Consider the following 13,571-nt stretch of genomic DNA (forward strand, 5'->3'; position numbering starts at 1 on the left):
TAAGAGACAGGTTTTAACAATCTAGAGGGGGAATTTTGCGGATTTAAGCCAATTTGTCGCAATTTTTGGTTAATAAAGTCACTAACAGCCCGATGTTCCCGTTGTTCTTTTTCACTAGCGAGGAGTTTATTGGCTAAAAGAGCATCTTCGATCGCATTTTCTCCCCGGGGAGCGGATCCCGCTAAAGCATCGGTGATTAATTGCCCCTGATGGACAGTTAGCAAGCGTTCGGGACTAGCGCCGATAAAATGATCTCCCCGTCCATTGCCGAGGGAAAAAGTGTAGCAATCGGGATGACGCTGACGCAAATTATCGAGACAGTTTACCAGATGAAAAGGACGGGGAGAAATCACGTCAAGAGCGTGAGCGAGGACAATTTTGCTAAATTTTTGAGCATGGATAGATTGGAGTGCATCGGCAACAGCCGCTTGAAAATTATAGGTAGGATGAATATAATAACTACAGGGAGCCTGATGGGGATTTTGTCGGCAATTGCTCGAGTTATTTTGGATAATTTTGAGGTTGTTGATAGTTTCTTCGAGGGAGTTTTCTATTTCTTTTTCGCTGGTGATTAGGAGATTGGTAAGGAAAAAATATTCCGACTGTTTTTTGATAATTTGAAACTTAGGCAGGGTTAGGGTAGCTGAGGGAAAGGGGGTGGCTGTTTCCGAGTCGAAAAAAGTGAAACTACAAAAGATGCGGGGAGTAATCTCGCTATAGTTATCAATTTTAATAATTCTTTGTTGACAGTTTTCAATAAATTTTTGAGCTTTTAAAAAACGTTGTTTGCCGTGGAAAGTGGCAGCAAAGGCGATGCCGTAGCCGAGAAAAGCGGTTTCTCGTTCGGGATTTTCCCAATAACAATGGGTGGGATAGCTAGGGGCAATCCGAGAGAGAATTTCTAGGGGATCAAGGGGGGAAATTTTTTGACAAAAACTGACGATCAACCGATTTCCCTTTTCTGCGGCTAACAGTTGCGGGTTGAGGATAAAGTCATAGAGGCCGCGAAGATCAGCAATCGGACTATCAGGATAGGAAAGGCGAGGAACGGCAGAAGTCATGTCAAGTTTTTTGTATTTTTTGCAAAAAAACCATGATTAATGGTATGTAATCCCCACAGATGTGGCCAGAGTCAGCAATCTCTTTTTAACTATGGTATCGGAGAAAGGGTCTTTAGGCAGAAAGGGAAGGGGATATTTGTGACGATTAGCCGGGTTGGAGACAAATGAAGGCTTAAAATCTCCAGAGATGGCTATTATTTAAATGGGCAAAAAAATTAATTTAATAATTTCTACTTTACAAGTTTGTGGAAATTGCCACCACGGGACAAGTGGGGATACATTGTTCACAAACCACACAACGGGAACGCAAAAACTTGAGACGAAAACTTTCGGGATCAAGGGTTAAAGCTTCCGTGGGACAAACTCCCGTACATAAGCCACAATCGACGCATTTTTCTTCATCAATGACGATTTCGCGACTAACTTGGGAAACGCCAATATTTTGTAATTGTAACCATTCGATCGCCGCTTCTAACTCATCGATATCTCCCGATAATTCTAATACTAATGTTCCCACTTGATTGGGGGCAACTTGGGCGCGGATAATATTAGCGGCGATGTTAAAATCCTTCGCCAGTCGATAGGTAACGGGCATATGGACGGCTTTTTTGGGAAAAGTGAGAGTAACGCGTTTTTTCATGCAGCCTTTCCGATCAAAGAATCTTTTTTTGCTTATTTGCCGAAAACGGCTGGAATTACAATAGCAGCAGTGGCGGCAACGATCAGACCAAAAGCCAAATTAACTACCTGTTGATAAGCTTTTTGGTAGGTATCGATGCTAAGACTAAGTTCACGAATTTGGTTGATCACGTCTCCTAGCTTTTTTTCAATGTTTTGAACGTTACTTTCTAAAGTTTCTAATCGCCCCTCAATTGTATGAACGTCCCCTTCTAGCCTTTTTAGCTGTCCCTCTATTCGATCGAGTCTTTCTTCGGTCATAATTATTACCCATCTCTAACTTAATTGTAACTCAATCGACACCAATACTAAAAGAGCGCAGCAGTCGTTACAATAGGACAAAGTAAACTTTGATTAAATATCCATGACAGCCACCACACCCACCAACAAAACCAGAAATCTGCTGCTGGCAGTAACGGCAGTTATCCTTAGTGTAGCGATTTTCTTGGGGTTTCAAACCACCGCTAGTTCTGTATCTTTGGAAGCGCAAGCGGAAAAAGCGACACCTTTCGATCTTGCCCTCAGCAATGGTAAACCCACCCTGACAGAATTTTATGCTAATTGGTGTACCAGTTGTCAGGCGATGGCCGCTGAAATTGCCGAAATTAAAAAACAATACGGTAATGCCATTAATTTTGTCATGCTCAACGTTGATAATAATAAATGGTTGCCGGAAATTCTCCGTTATCGCGTGGATGGTATTCCCCATTTTGTCTTTTTAAATAATCAAGGACAACCGGTTGCCCAAGCGATCGGAGAACAACCAAAATCAATTTTAACTGCTAATTTAGAAGCACTTTTAACCAATTCTACCCTACCCTATGCCACCACTACGGGACAGGCTTCTGATTTTAATATCCTTGCGGGCGCTAGTCAAGCTGATCCCCGCAGTCACGGCAGTCAAGTTAAGCAGTAAGCAGTAATCAGTAATCAGTAATCAGTGGAAAGCTTAGGGCTGAAAGCTAAGTAGCTGGTTATAATTAAATTAAAAATGGATTTTAGCTTCGATCCCCCCTGCCCCCCTTGATAAGGGGGGTGCCGATAGGCGGGGGTATCCCCCTTAATAAGGGGGGCATCTGATAATTTTTAACGCCTACCTACTTATCATTCAAGAGTCAACTATCAACTAAGTACATTTCATTGACTAAAACCTTTTAATTATGGCGATTATTGTCCAACATTTGACCACAGGTAACGAATATATATTTCTAGGAGTTAGTGGGGGTGAAAGTAAGAATATTTTACCCACCAAAATGTTAGGAGATTTCTTCGCAACCGAGACCCCAGATAAATCTCGATCGCTGACGGTTTGTGACGATCAAGGCCGCATACTTTGGTTTCCCGTCACAGAAATAATTGTGGTGGAGGTAGATGGTCAAAAACCCGAAGAATTATTACCAGAAATTATCGCTCCTGAACCAGTTCCTTTACAATTAGATAAAGAGAATCAACCTCAGTCCCCAGAAAATCAAGGAAACATCGATGAATTTGCCGAAGATGACGATTGGATCTAGAATTAAATATCTAATTTTAGCGGTAATAATTGCCCTATTTGCTATTGGCTTTAATTCCCTCTATTCTGTTTCTCAAAACTCGTTGACTTCCTTCCCTGTTGCCGAAGTTCAACCCCAATATCTTAACGATTGGACACCGCAATTAGAGGCAGAATTTCAACAAAGGGCCAAGCAAGTTATTAACCATTTTGCTAAGGCAGAAAGTTATGGCAATTTGTGGGGAGAAAACGAGAAAAGATCCTATCCTATGGCCATGTTTGATTTCTTGGCAGGAAACCGGCAAAAAGCCCTAGATTTCCTGCAGCAGGATGACCCACAAAAACGGGAACAGGCCCACACTGATTATATAGATTATTATTTTTCTTTTACCCTGAAAGGACAAATTAGAAAGTATTTTCTGCTCGGGAAATATCTCGATCCTGTTTATCGTCAGAGAATGTATAATGCGGCGAAAATTTGGACAGAAACCGACCCTTTACAACGGCCCCATCCTGTCCACGGTACGGGCCAAGGAACGGGTAATGATTGGAGTATGAAAAGACGGGGTTTATGGGTAGATAGTCGCAATACTGATAACCTGCGAGCGATGCGCGAAACATCGGTTTATCTGATGGCCGAAGAAACAGGAAATGAAGCAACTCGTCAAATTTATAAGAGCAAAATTAAGCGTTACGTTTCAGCTTTATATAACATCGGTATGGGAGAATGGGATTCAGAAGTTTATCACGGTCATACCTTTGCTCCCTATCTCAATCTCTACGATTTTGCTCAAGATACGGAAGTTAAACAATGGGCAAAAATGGCCTTAGATTGGTTATCCATGGCCGCTAGTGTTAAATATTATCGGGGTGGTTGGGGTGGCCCTGTAAAACGTGATTACGGTGATGGCCACGGCGTAATGCGATCGCACGCAGCCCGCGCTTTTTGGTTATACTTTGGTGATACTCCCGTCGCCAATAATCGCCCGGAATTGGACTCTCTTTATCTAATTACCAGTCGTTATCGTCCTCCTTTGGCAGTGATGGAATTAGCCCGAAAAAACTTTAATAAACCGGTAGAAATTCTCGCCAGTAAACCCCTGTATGAAAACTGGAAACCGGGCAATAATCAGAGTCCGGGTTATTGGGAAACTCAATTTATTGGGGCTAGTTATCAAATGGGTAGTCTGGCGGGAACTTTCCCCGATGGCGATGTGGCCCCGTTTAAATTAATGGCCTTTAATCAACACAAAGGGGTGGATTTTTTTGTGGCTAACACTGGCAAAAATGGCGTAAAACCGGGCAAAAATCCCGGGGATGAAATCGGACAATATCGCAATCTTTTAATCTGGTTACGACCAGCAGATCAAGCTTTTTTCTGGCAATTACCGAAAACCGCCAAGGTAGAAAAAGATGATAATATCTGGTTTATTCAATTAGAAAAAACTTGGTTAGCTCTGAGATTAATCAATCTTTCTTCTCCTGAAATGATCGAGATTCCTAATTCCCCTTATCCCGATGATAACACCTACCAAGCTTTACCCACAGGTAACAATTATGCGGGTTTTGCTCTGGAAGTGGGAGAAGCGGCAACCCAGGCTAGTTATGAGAATTTCAAGAGCATATTTAAGCAAAAAAGTCAAGTAAATTTAACTCAAATTAAGCAGGGCAGGGTTTTATTTAAAGGCAGTCAAGGGCAGAGTTTACAATTTACCTATAATCAAATCAATCTACTGCCGATGTTAATTCGTAACGGTCAAAAGCACGACTGGTCAAAAAATTTCGCCCTTTATAACAGTTTAAGTCGAGATAACTCTCCCGTTTCTCTGGCATGGAAAAAGGGCAAATTAACCGTCAAAGCAGGGAAATATCAATTTTCCAATGCTTTGATTCTGTCTTCTCCTTAAGTTAGTTATTCTCGACTGTTTATCCAGCAGACCCTAGTTATGAGGAGAGGCAAAAGGCAAAAGGCAAAAGGCAAAAGGCAGCTTTGTTCTCCCCACTTCCCCACTTCCCCACTTCCCCACGAAAAACTTTTTCAGCAGACCCTATTTATGAGGATTGTTCAAACCATTTGCGCTTGATTTAATAACTCTTGCAATTCTTCTCCCTCGATTACTTCCGTGGTCAAAAGATTAGCGGTAATCGACTCTAATAAATTGCGGTTGTGACTGAGAATTGCTAGGGCTTTTTGGTAACTAGCGTCGATAATTTGTTTAACTTCTTCATCGATCGCTTTGGCCGTATTTTCTCCGATCGAACGCCGGGGACTACCCTGATTATTACCTAAAAAATTAGCCTGTCCTGTTTTATCGTAGGCTAGGGGACCCAGGGATTTACTCATACCATACATTGTCACCATTCTTTCCGCGATATCCGTCGCCCTTTGTAAATCATCGGAAGCGCCATTAGTGACACTGCCAAAGATTAATTCTTCGGCTGCCCGACCGCCCAATAACATAGTAATTTGTTCTTTAAATTCGGTTTCTGTCATCAAAAAACGGTCTTCCGTGGGAATTTTCAGGGTATAACCCAAAGCGGATAAACCCCGGGGAACGATGGAAATTTTCTCCACCCGACCACCTCCCGGCATGACAGCGCCAACTAAAGCATGGCCAACTTCGTGATAAGCGACGATTTTCTTTTCTTTTTCCGATAAAACCCGACTTTTCTTTTCTAAACCAGCGATAACTCTTTCTATCGCTTCTTTAAAATCAATTTGACTGACTTTTTCCCGATTATTACGGGCAGCCAAGAGAGCGGCCTCATTGACGAGGTTGGCTAAATCGGCACCGGCAAAACCGGGGGTTTGGGTGGCGATCGCTTTGAGGTTAACATCTTCACCCATCTGGACTCGTTTGGCGTATATCTGCAAAATTGCCAATCTTCCCGCTAAATCGGGACGATCCACCAAAACTTGGCGATCAAAGCGCCCCGGACGCAATAAAGCGGCATCAAGAGTCTCTGGGCGATTGGTGGCGGCTAAAACGATGACGACGGCTTCTTTGGGGCTAAAACCGTCCATTTCTGTCAAAAGTTGGTTTAAAGTCTGCTCGCGCTCATCATTACTGCCGCTAGTTCCCGATCCCGAACTTCTCGATTTACCGATCGCGTCCAATTCATCAATAAAAATGATGCTAGGGGCATTTTTCTTCGCTTGGGCAAATAGATCCCGCACCCGGGCTGCCCCAGTCCCGACAAATAACTCCACGAATTCCGAGGCCGAAATGCTAAAAAACGTCACTCCCGCTTCTCCCGCGACCGCTTTTGCTAAGAGAGTTTTCCCCGTCCCCGGCGGTCCGACCAAGAGAACACCCTTAGGAATACGCGCCCCAATTTTATTAAAGCGCTCGGCATCCTTGAGAAATTCGACGATTTCCTTTAACTCGGTTTTTGCTTCTTCGGCCCCGGCCACATCACTGAAGGTAATCGGATATTTTTCGCCGTCTCCGTAAACTTTAGCGAGATTTTTATTAAAAAGCAGCGATTTACGCGTGTCATCGTTGCGATAGAACAGAAACTGCATAGCAGCGACTAAAATTAAGGGAGGAACCACCCAAGCGAGGAGAGTGCTGATCCAACTGTTTTCGGCCACGGGAATCGCCTCGAAGATTACGCCTTTTTGCTGTAATAGTTGGGGTAATTGGGGGTTATAAACTGTAATCGTGGCAAAAACTCGTCCAGGGGCTAGATTACTGCTCGGTTTGCCCGCTAGAGAACTAGAATCACCGTAAAAGGGATGACTTGATTCTGGAGGATTAACGGGGGGATTACCCGGAATAGGCAGGGATTCTAAAGGATTTTTTAATTGATAATAGATGACTTGATTGCCAATTCTGACCTTACTGATGTCGCCCCGTTCCACTTTACTGATAAATTCGCTGTAGGGTTCGAGGGGAATATTGGACAATTCTGAGGGACGAGGGATAAGAAAATAGCCTAAAGCGGCAACACCAGAACAAATGATCAAGATTTTGCCTAACCGAGGCAAACGCGACCAGGAAAATTTATTATCTTCTTGATTAGCCATAATTTTTAGGGCAGGTGAGAGTGAAAATACAAAGTTCATACTAACAATTCCCTATCTCGATCGCCTTACCGATGGGATAGGATAGAGGATGGAATACTTGGTAGCGAGCGAGCGACAAACGAGAGAAATCCCATGAATTTAGTTAGCTTAGAGAACTTTCTCGATAACACTTCTTTTTTAGTCCTGTTTTTAACTATGCTGGTTTATTGGGCCGGGGCAGCCTTTCCCAGCATACCTTTGTTGCCTGGCCTGGGCAGCACGGGAGTGGCAATCGCTAACCTCTGTATCGCCGCTTTATTGGGGGCGCGCTGGTTAGAAGCGGGTTATTTCCCCATTAGCAATCTTTACGAATCTTTATTCTTTCTCGCTTGGGGTGTAACTGCTGTTCATTTAATTGCTGAGTACAATAGCCGCAGTCGCCTGGTGGGGGTGGTGACGACTCCTGTAGCCATGGGGATTACCGCTTTTGCCACTTTGTCCTTACCAGGGGAAATGCAAACTTCCGCGCCCTTGGTTCCGGCTTTAAAATCGAATTGGTTGATGATGCACGTTAGCGTCATGATGTTAAGTTATGCTGCTTTGATGGTGGGTTCCCTGATGGCGATCGCTTTTCTGATCGTCACTAGAGGTCAAAATATCGAGTTAAAAGGCAGTTCCGTGGGTACGGGGGCCTATCGTCTGCAAAATAAGTTATCTACCACTCTTTCCGCCCCAATTTTCATGGAAACGGCTAACGGTGGCACAACCGCCCTTTTAACTCCCACCTTAACAGCGATGACGACTCTTTCGCCCCAACGTCTTAGCTTGGCGGAAACCCTCGATAATATCAGTTATCGGGTCATTGGCCTCGGTTTTCCCCTTCTCACTATCGGTATCATCGCCGGAGCAGTTTGGGCCAATGAAGCTTGGGGTTCCTATTGGAGTTGGGATCCGAAAGAAACTTGGGCGCTAATCACTTGGTTAGTTTTTGCCGCTTATCTCCATGCGCGCATTACCCGGGGATGGCAGGGAAGAAAACCAGCTATTCTAGCGGCGAGTGGTTTTGTTGTGGTTTGGGTATGTTATTTAGGGGTGAATCTTTTAGGTAAAGGTCTTCATTCCTACGGCTGGTTTTTCTAAATCAGTTATGGGTGTGGGTTGTGGGGTGTGGGGTGTGGCCCCCCAACCCCACACCCTGTCCCCAGGAAAAACTTTTTCAGCAGACCCTAAATAAGGGAAAAGCCACTATGACCTTTACTTCTGATTCTCTTTTAGCTGAACGTTACCAACTGCAACAACGCCTAGGCAATACCGCTATCGGTCGTCAAACTTGGTTAGCTACCGATGTATTATCCCAGGAATCGGTAATTATTAAACTCCTCGCTTTTAGTCCCCAGATGGAGTGGGAAGAATTAAAATTATTTGAACGAGAGGCCGCCGTTTTAGCTTCTCTCTATCATCCCCGTATTCCCCGCTATCGCGATTATTTTTCCCTCGATAAAAATCAAGGTGACGGGATTCCTTGGTTTGTGCTTGTACAAGATTATATACCGGGAGAATCCTTAAGCGATCGCTTAGAAAGGGGGCAACATTTCACCGCTACGGTAATTCGGACTATTGCCCAAGAAGTTCTCGAAATTCTCATTTATTTGCACGAATTATCGCCCCCAGTATTACATCGAGATATTAAACCTAGTAATTTAATTATTAACTCGGAAAATAACGTTTATTTAGTAGATTTTGGGGCAGTCCAGTCCCGCGGTGCAGTAACAGGAGTTACTTTTACTGTGGTGGGAACGAGTGGTTATGCACCCCTAGAACAATTTTGGGGCCGGGCGGTTCCCAGTTCTGATTTATATGCCTTAGGTATGACTTTAATTCATTTATTGACGGGAATTGTGCCGATAGAACTGCCCCACCGCGACTCTAAAATTCAATTTCGCCAACGGGTGACAATTGATGATGATTTAATCGATTGGTTAGAAACTATGACCGATATAGCGGTAGAAAAGCGGTTTAAAAGTGCCAGAGATGCTCTGAAATTTCTCCAACATCCCTCCTATCGCCAAGCCTCAAGTTTAATCGATCCTAAGAAATTACCAAAACCTCCCCACAGTTCCATCCGTATCGCTAAACACCGGGATAATTTAGAGATTAATTTACCCCCTAAAATTAAGCTACCTTCCGATGCAGCTACCCTCTGGTCTTTGGCGATTGTCCTTACTGTCACTGTCTTTATCTCCCCGATTCTTACCTTTATTGTAGCTCTAATTGGTTTTATTTGTTTGCGGGAGATGCAATTAATTCTTACCCCTCAAGAAGTTTTAATTAAATATAAAGTCTTCAATTTTATCTACAAAAAATTTGCTTTTAAAACTCAAGATTTATGGGGTATTTTTCTCCATAGCAATGGCACAGAAGGTAACTATCAGATTCGTCTGCGGACGGCTAAAAATTATTATCTTATCGGTCAGAATCTCCGCGAGGATGAATGTCTCTGGTTAGGACAGGAAATCCAAGATTGGTTAAATTTTATCAAATATAACGTTTCTCATCAAGAGGAAGTGTAACCTGACAGGGTATCATCTCCTGACTTGAAAGAGGGTGTAGGGTGTGGGGTGTAGGGAAGGAAACCTCTTTCATCTGTGGGGGTGAAAATTTTTTCATCGGGACTGACTCCCCAAAAGGAGAACTTTGTACCTCACCATTAAGATAAATGAAAATCAATTCAAGAAATCTTGGGAATTAGTCGGTAGGCATTTTCCCTTTTTTAACCTTAATCTTGCAAAGATTAACCTATCTTGATATAATAACAAGTGATTGGCATTCCCTCGGCTACAAGGCGGCAATTATTGAATCGGATTAGGAATTACAAAAAATCAGCCATGAAATGTTAGTTATTAGTGGAGAATAAAAATGATATCTGAAATTTACCAAAAAGTCAGCTTGTTAGTTTTGTATCAAGGGGTTTTTGATAATGCTATTGGCCAGGCATTTATTACCCTATTAGCTACGGATAATATTGCCGATTTTCTCAAAGCTTATGGTAAATTGTTTCAAGGTTTAGCATCTAAAGATATCAGTTGGAATGATTTTCTAGTCGAACAAATTTTATTAGATGATAATCCCTTTAGTCAACAGGTACAGAAAAAAAGTGTTTGGGAGTTACCCGAATCTTTAATTGATGGCGTGAAACAGGATTTATCTATCCTCCAATCTCTCTATAATTCTAGCATTTATAGCTTAAGTAATTCGACAATTTTGGAACAAGTTAAATTTCTCAATTTCTCCACTTGGGAAGTGGACAATAAATTAGAAAGTTTCCTACATTCTGGTTTAAATTGGACGGAATTAGTCGAAGATTTAGCCGATTATTATCGCGAATGTGGGACAGGAATTTTTGCCCGTTATCAAGCTTTAAGGTGGCAAGAAGGCAGATTACAAGGAATTGCTCATCCAGATCCCGTGCAGATTCAAGAAATAGTCGGTTATGAAATGCCCAAGGAAACCTTGATTAAAAACACTGAGTTTTTATTGGCAGGTTATCCCGCTTTAAATGTCTTACTCTATGGCAGCCGTGGTTCGGGAAAATCCTCTCTGGTTAAGGGATTATTGCAAAAATACCATAGCCAAGGATTGCGCTTAATTGAAGTGGCCAAATCTCAATTAAAAGACCTACCATTAATTATTGAAATCTTGCGAGATTTGCCACAAAAATTTATTATCTTTGTCGATGATTTATCCTTTGAAGAAGACGATGAAGCTTTTAAAGCTTTAAAAGTTGTTTTAGAGGGAAGCATCACCGCTAGACCGAAAAATGTCGTAGTTTATGCCACTTCTAATCGCCGACATTTAGTCAGAGAATTTTTTGCGGATCGACCGCAACCAAAAGATAGTGATGAAGTGCATAATTGGGACACAGTACAAGAAAAATTATCCTTTAGTGATCGCTTTGGTTTAACCCTAACTTTTGAACCGGCTAATCAAGAAAAATATCTGGAAATAGTGCGTCATTTAGCCAGTTTAGCTAAATTAAAAATTAGCTTAGAAGACTTAGAATTTCGTGCCAAACAATGGGCAACCCAACATAATGGGCGATCGGGAAGAACTGCTAGACAATTTATTGATTTTCTGCAAGGGGAATTAGAATTAAATAGGTAGCATTAATTGTGTTATGATTAAATAAAAGAATATCTAATCTAGAAAAATGTTGACTTCATCTCCTCCCAAAACCCTCAGCTTAGAAGCATATCGTAATTTAGAAACCATTGCCGAGGTTAAACACGAATATCACGACGGGGAAATTATCGAGATGACAGGGGGAAGCATCAATCATAATAGTATTATCATTAATCTTATTGTCCTGCTAAAATTAGCTTTAAGAGGAACTAATTATCGTCTTCAATCTAGCGATCTACGTCTATGGATACCCCAATATAATCGCGGTTTATACCCAGATTTAATGCTCATTGCTGGGGAACCATTATTTAGTGATCATCGCAACGATGAAATTTTAAATCCCTGTGTAATTATCGAAGTTTTATCCCCTTCCACCTCTAGTTATGATCGGGGTGATAAATTTCGTTATTATCGTTCTATACCCCAATTAAACCAATATCTTCTCGTCAGTCAAGGGGAGATATTAATAGAATCCTATAGCAAAACCTCAGAGAATAATTGGTTACTGCAAGAATACACCCCAGTAAGGGGAATTATATCCCTAGATTCTTTAGGAATTGGTCTAAATCTTGCCGATATTTACGAAGGAATTGATTTTAATTGAAGAATAATTGATGAATGATAACCTTTTTTATATGATCTAGGTTATAATCGGGAGGATTAAAAATTCTGTGACAGAGAAAATGCTAACTCGATCTCCTACCAAAACCCTCAGCTTAGAAGAATATCGTAATTTAGAAACTAGAGCGGAAACTAAACACGAATATCACGACGGGGAAATTATCGAGATGACAGGGGGAAGCATCAATCATAATCGACTGGTACGCAATTTAATTCGCTTGTTAGACAATGCTTTAAGGAAAACTATTTATGAAGTCTTTCCCAGTGATTTGCGTCTATGGATACCCCAGTATAATCGCGGTTTATACCCAGATTTAATGCTCATTGCTGGGGAACCATTATTTAGTGATCATCGCAACGATGAAATTTTAAATCCCTGTGTAATTATCGAAGTTTTATCTCCTTCTACCTCCGGTTATGATCGGGGTGATAAATTTCGTTATTATCGTTCTATACCCCAATTAAACCACTATCTTCTCGTCAGTCAAGGGGAGATATTAATAGAATCCTATAGCAAAACCTCAGAGAATAATTGGTTACTGCAAGAATACACCCCAGTAAGGGGAATTATATCCCTAGATTCTTTAGGAATTAGTCTAAATCTTGCCGATATTTACGAAGGAATTGATTTTAGTCTCAACTCCTAACTTTAGCTATCTTTTAAGAGGACGTACTAAAAACAATTTTACCATCTTTTACCGCTACTAAACGCAAAGTTAAGGGACCAGATGTATTAGTTTTACTAGCAGCAACTGCCTCAAGTGTCTCGATAGAATTACCCGACCTTTTGACTTGATCGATAAAGTTAACTACCGTAGTTAATAAACCATCTTCCACTTGAATTGAACCTAAAACTCCCGCACTTCTAGCGCGAAATTGAGCCGATGCTAAGAGTAAATCTAAACGCTTTTGTAGGTCTTCTTCTGTCATATTTTGCGGATCAATAGAAACGGCAGCGATTACCTGTTTCTCCTCAAAAACTCTTTGATTGGGAACCACATCAGCAAAGACACGAATCTCGCTTTCTCCTAAGACATAATTACCTGCGGAAAGGATTCTCACCACATATTCTTTACCGTCCTGTAATTGTTGACTTAACTGTTCTACCTGTGCTTTTGTGATCTTAACTAAACGCTGGTCAAAATTAGGCTGATTTGGTTGGGTGGCACGGATAGCATTCATATTCGCTTCCCGCAATAACTTATCAATAACAGCGACAATAGCTTGGGGATCAACAATACGAAAAGCTCCAAAAGATAACACCTGTCCCCGGAAAATAGCGATTTGTTTTTCCCGCAATTCTTGATAGGTTTGATAGTATTGTTCTAAAACTTCCACTTCCCGCTTCAGAAAAGCCATTTGAGTTTCTAAATCTTTTAATTTTCCCTCGCGCTGTTCTAAAGCCAAATTTTTATCCACAATCGATCGATCGAGTTCTCCAATACGTTGATCCCGGCGATCAATTTCTAGCTGTAGGGTTTTTTGTTGAGTTTCCAACTGTTGAAGTCGCGCTTGTCTGGTTGTTAATAAC

12 protein-coding genes and 1 pseudogene are annotated in these 13,571 nt (G+C 41.7%); 8 read left to right on the top strand and 5 right to left on the bottom strand.

Annotation, left to right across the window (positions count from 1 at the left end):
- The 3 genes from IQ242_RS05160 to IQ242_RS05170 form a co-directional block, all read right to left on the bottom strand.
- Positions 1-1,061, bottom strand: a 1,061-nt coding sequence (locus IQ242_RS05160) for a chorismate-binding protein (protein WP_193959247.1), incomplete at its 3' end; no start/stop codon positions are given.
- Positions 1,062-1,296: 235 nt separating this feature from the next.
- Positions 1,297-1,701 carry an NIL domain-containing protein gene (locus IQ242_RS05165; RefSeq protein ID WP_002760353.1) on the bottom strand — a complete coding sequence of 135 codons (405 nt, stop codon included), beginning with the start codon at positions 1,699-1,701 and terminating at the stop codon, positions 1,297-1,299.
- 32 nt (positions 1,702-1,733) lie between these two features.
- Positions 1,734-2,000: a hypothetical protein gene (locus IQ242_RS05170; protein WP_193959248.1), complete on the bottom strand. Its 267-nt coding sequence runs from the start codon at positions 1,998-2,000 to the stop codon at positions 1,734-1,736.
- A gap of 103 nt (positions 2,001-2,103) precedes the next feature.
- Between IQ242_RS05170 and IQ242_RS05175 the strand changes: the two genes are divergently transcribed.
- The 3 genes from IQ242_RS05175 (at position 2,104) to IQ242_RS05185 (ending at position 5,138) form a co-directional block, all read left to right on the top strand.
- A complete protein-coding gene (locus IQ242_RS05175; RefSeq protein ID WP_193959249.1) occupies positions 2,104-2,655 on the top strand; it encodes a thioredoxin family protein in 552 nt (183 codons plus the stop codon).
- 244 nt (positions 2,656-2,899) lie between these two features.
- Positions 2,900-3,253, top strand: coding sequence for a hypothetical protein (locus IQ242_RS05180; protein ID WP_193959250.1), 354 nt, complete (start codon positions 2,900-2,902; stop codon positions 3,251-3,253).
- Entirely contained in the window at positions 3,222-5,138 is a 1,917-nt protein-coding gene (locus IQ242_RS05185) for a hypothetical protein (RefSeq protein ID WP_193959251.1), read from the top strand. The genes IQ242_RS05180 and IQ242_RS05185 overlap by 32 nt, the downstream gene beginning before the upstream one ends.
- 158 nt (positions 5,139-5,296) lie before the next feature.
- Here IQ242_RS05185 and ftsH read toward each other — a convergent pair whose 3' ends face one another.
- On the bottom strand, positions 5,297-7,261 hold the full coding sequence (gene ftsH / locus IQ242_RS05190) for an ATP-dependent zinc metalloprotease FtsH (RefSeq protein WP_193959252.1): 1,965 nt from the start codon (positions 7,259-7,261) through the stop codon (positions 5,297-5,299).
- A 132-nt stretch (positions 7,262-7,393) separates the two neighbouring features.
- On the opposite strand from ftsH, the gene ccsB reads away from it, so the two are divergent.
- The 5 genes from ccsB to IQ242_RS05215 all read left to right on the top strand — a co-directional run bounded on the left by ccsB (position 7,394) and on the right by IQ242_RS05215 (position 12,687).
- Positions 7,394-8,380: a c-type cytochrome biogenesis protein CcsB gene (ccsB, locus tag IQ242_RS05195; RefSeq protein ID WP_190721488.1), complete on the top strand. Its 987-nt coding sequence runs from the start codon at positions 7,394-7,396 to the stop codon at positions 8,378-8,380.
- A 107-nt stretch (positions 8,381-8,487) separates the two neighbouring features.
- On the top strand, positions 8,488-9,810 hold the full coding sequence (locus IQ242_RS05200; RefSeq protein ID WP_193959253.1) for a serine/threonine-protein kinase: 1,323 nt from the start codon (positions 8,488-8,490) through the stop codon (positions 9,808-9,810).
- Between the two features lie 346 nt (positions 9,811-10,156).
- Positions 10,157-11,401, top strand: coding sequence for an ATP-binding protein (locus IQ242_RS05205; protein WP_193959254.1), 1,245 nt, complete (start codon positions 10,157-10,159; stop codon positions 11,399-11,401).
- 46 nt (positions 11,402-11,447) lie between these two features.
- Positions 11,448-12,023 (top strand): Uma2 family endonuclease, encoded by a 576-nt coding sequence (locus tag IQ242_RS05210; protein ID WP_193959255.1) that lies wholly within the window; start codon positions 11,448-11,450, stop codon positions 12,021-12,023.
- Between the two features lie 79 nt (positions 12,024-12,102).
- Entirely contained in the window at positions 12,103-12,687 is a 585-nt protein-coding gene (locus IQ242_RS05215) for a Uma2 family endonuclease (RefSeq protein ID WP_193959256.1), read from the top strand.
- A 13-nt stretch (positions 12,688-12,700) separates the two neighbouring features.
- Here the strand turns inward: IQ242_RS05215 and IQ242_RS05220 are convergent.
- Positions 12,701-13,571 (bottom strand): annotated as a pseudogene (locus IQ242_RS05220) (DUF3084 domain-containing protein); the annotation flags it as partial.

The organism is Microcystis sp. LEGE 08355 (assembly GCF_015207185.1).
Classification (GTDB): domain Bacteria; phylum Cyanobacteriota; class Cyanobacteriia; order Cyanobacteriales; family Microcystaceae; genus Microcystis; species Microcystis panniformis.

Coding starts and splice junctions, on each gene's coding strand:
- IQ242_RS05170 (WP_193959248.1), bottom strand. CDS start 2,000: ATGACCGAAGAAAGACTCGATCGAATAGAGGGACAGCTAAAAAGGCTA.
- IQ242_RS05180 (WP_193959250.1), top strand. CDS start 2,900: ATGGCGATTATTGTCCAACATTTGACCACAGGTAACGAATATATATTT.
- IQ242_RS05165 (WP_002760353.1), bottom strand. CDS start 1,701: ATGAAAAAACGCGTTACTCTCACTTTTCCCAAAAAAGCCGTCCATATG.
- IQ242_RS05200 (WP_193959253.1), top strand. CDS start 8,488: ATGACCTTTACTTCTGATTCTCTTTTAGCTGAACGTTACCAACTGCAA.
- ftsH (WP_193959252.1), bottom strand. CDS start 7,261: ATGGCTAATCAAGAAGATAATAAATTTTCCTGGTCGCGTTTGCCTCGG.
- IQ242_RS05185 (WP_193959251.1), top strand. CDS start 3,222: ATGAATTTGCCGAAGATGACGATTGGATCTAGAATTAAATATCTAATT.
- IQ242_RS05175 (WP_193959249.1), top strand. CDS start 2,104: ATGACAGCCACCACACCCACCAACAAAACCAGAAATCTGCTGCTGGCA.
- ccsB (WP_190721488.1), top strand. CDS start 7,394: ATGAATTTAGTTAGCTTAGAGAACTTTCTCGATAACACTTCTTTTTTA.
- IQ242_RS05205 (WP_193959254.1), top strand. CDS start 10,157: ATGATATCTGAAATTTACCAAAAAGTCAGCTTGTTAGTTTTGTATCAA.
- IQ242_RS05210 (WP_193959255.1), top strand. CDS start 11,448: ATGTTGACTTCATCTCCTCCCAAAACCCTCAGCTTAGAAGCATATCGT.
- IQ242_RS05215 (WP_193959256.1), top strand. CDS start 12,103: ATGCTAACTCGATCTCCTACCAAAACCCTCAGCTTAGAAGAATATCGT.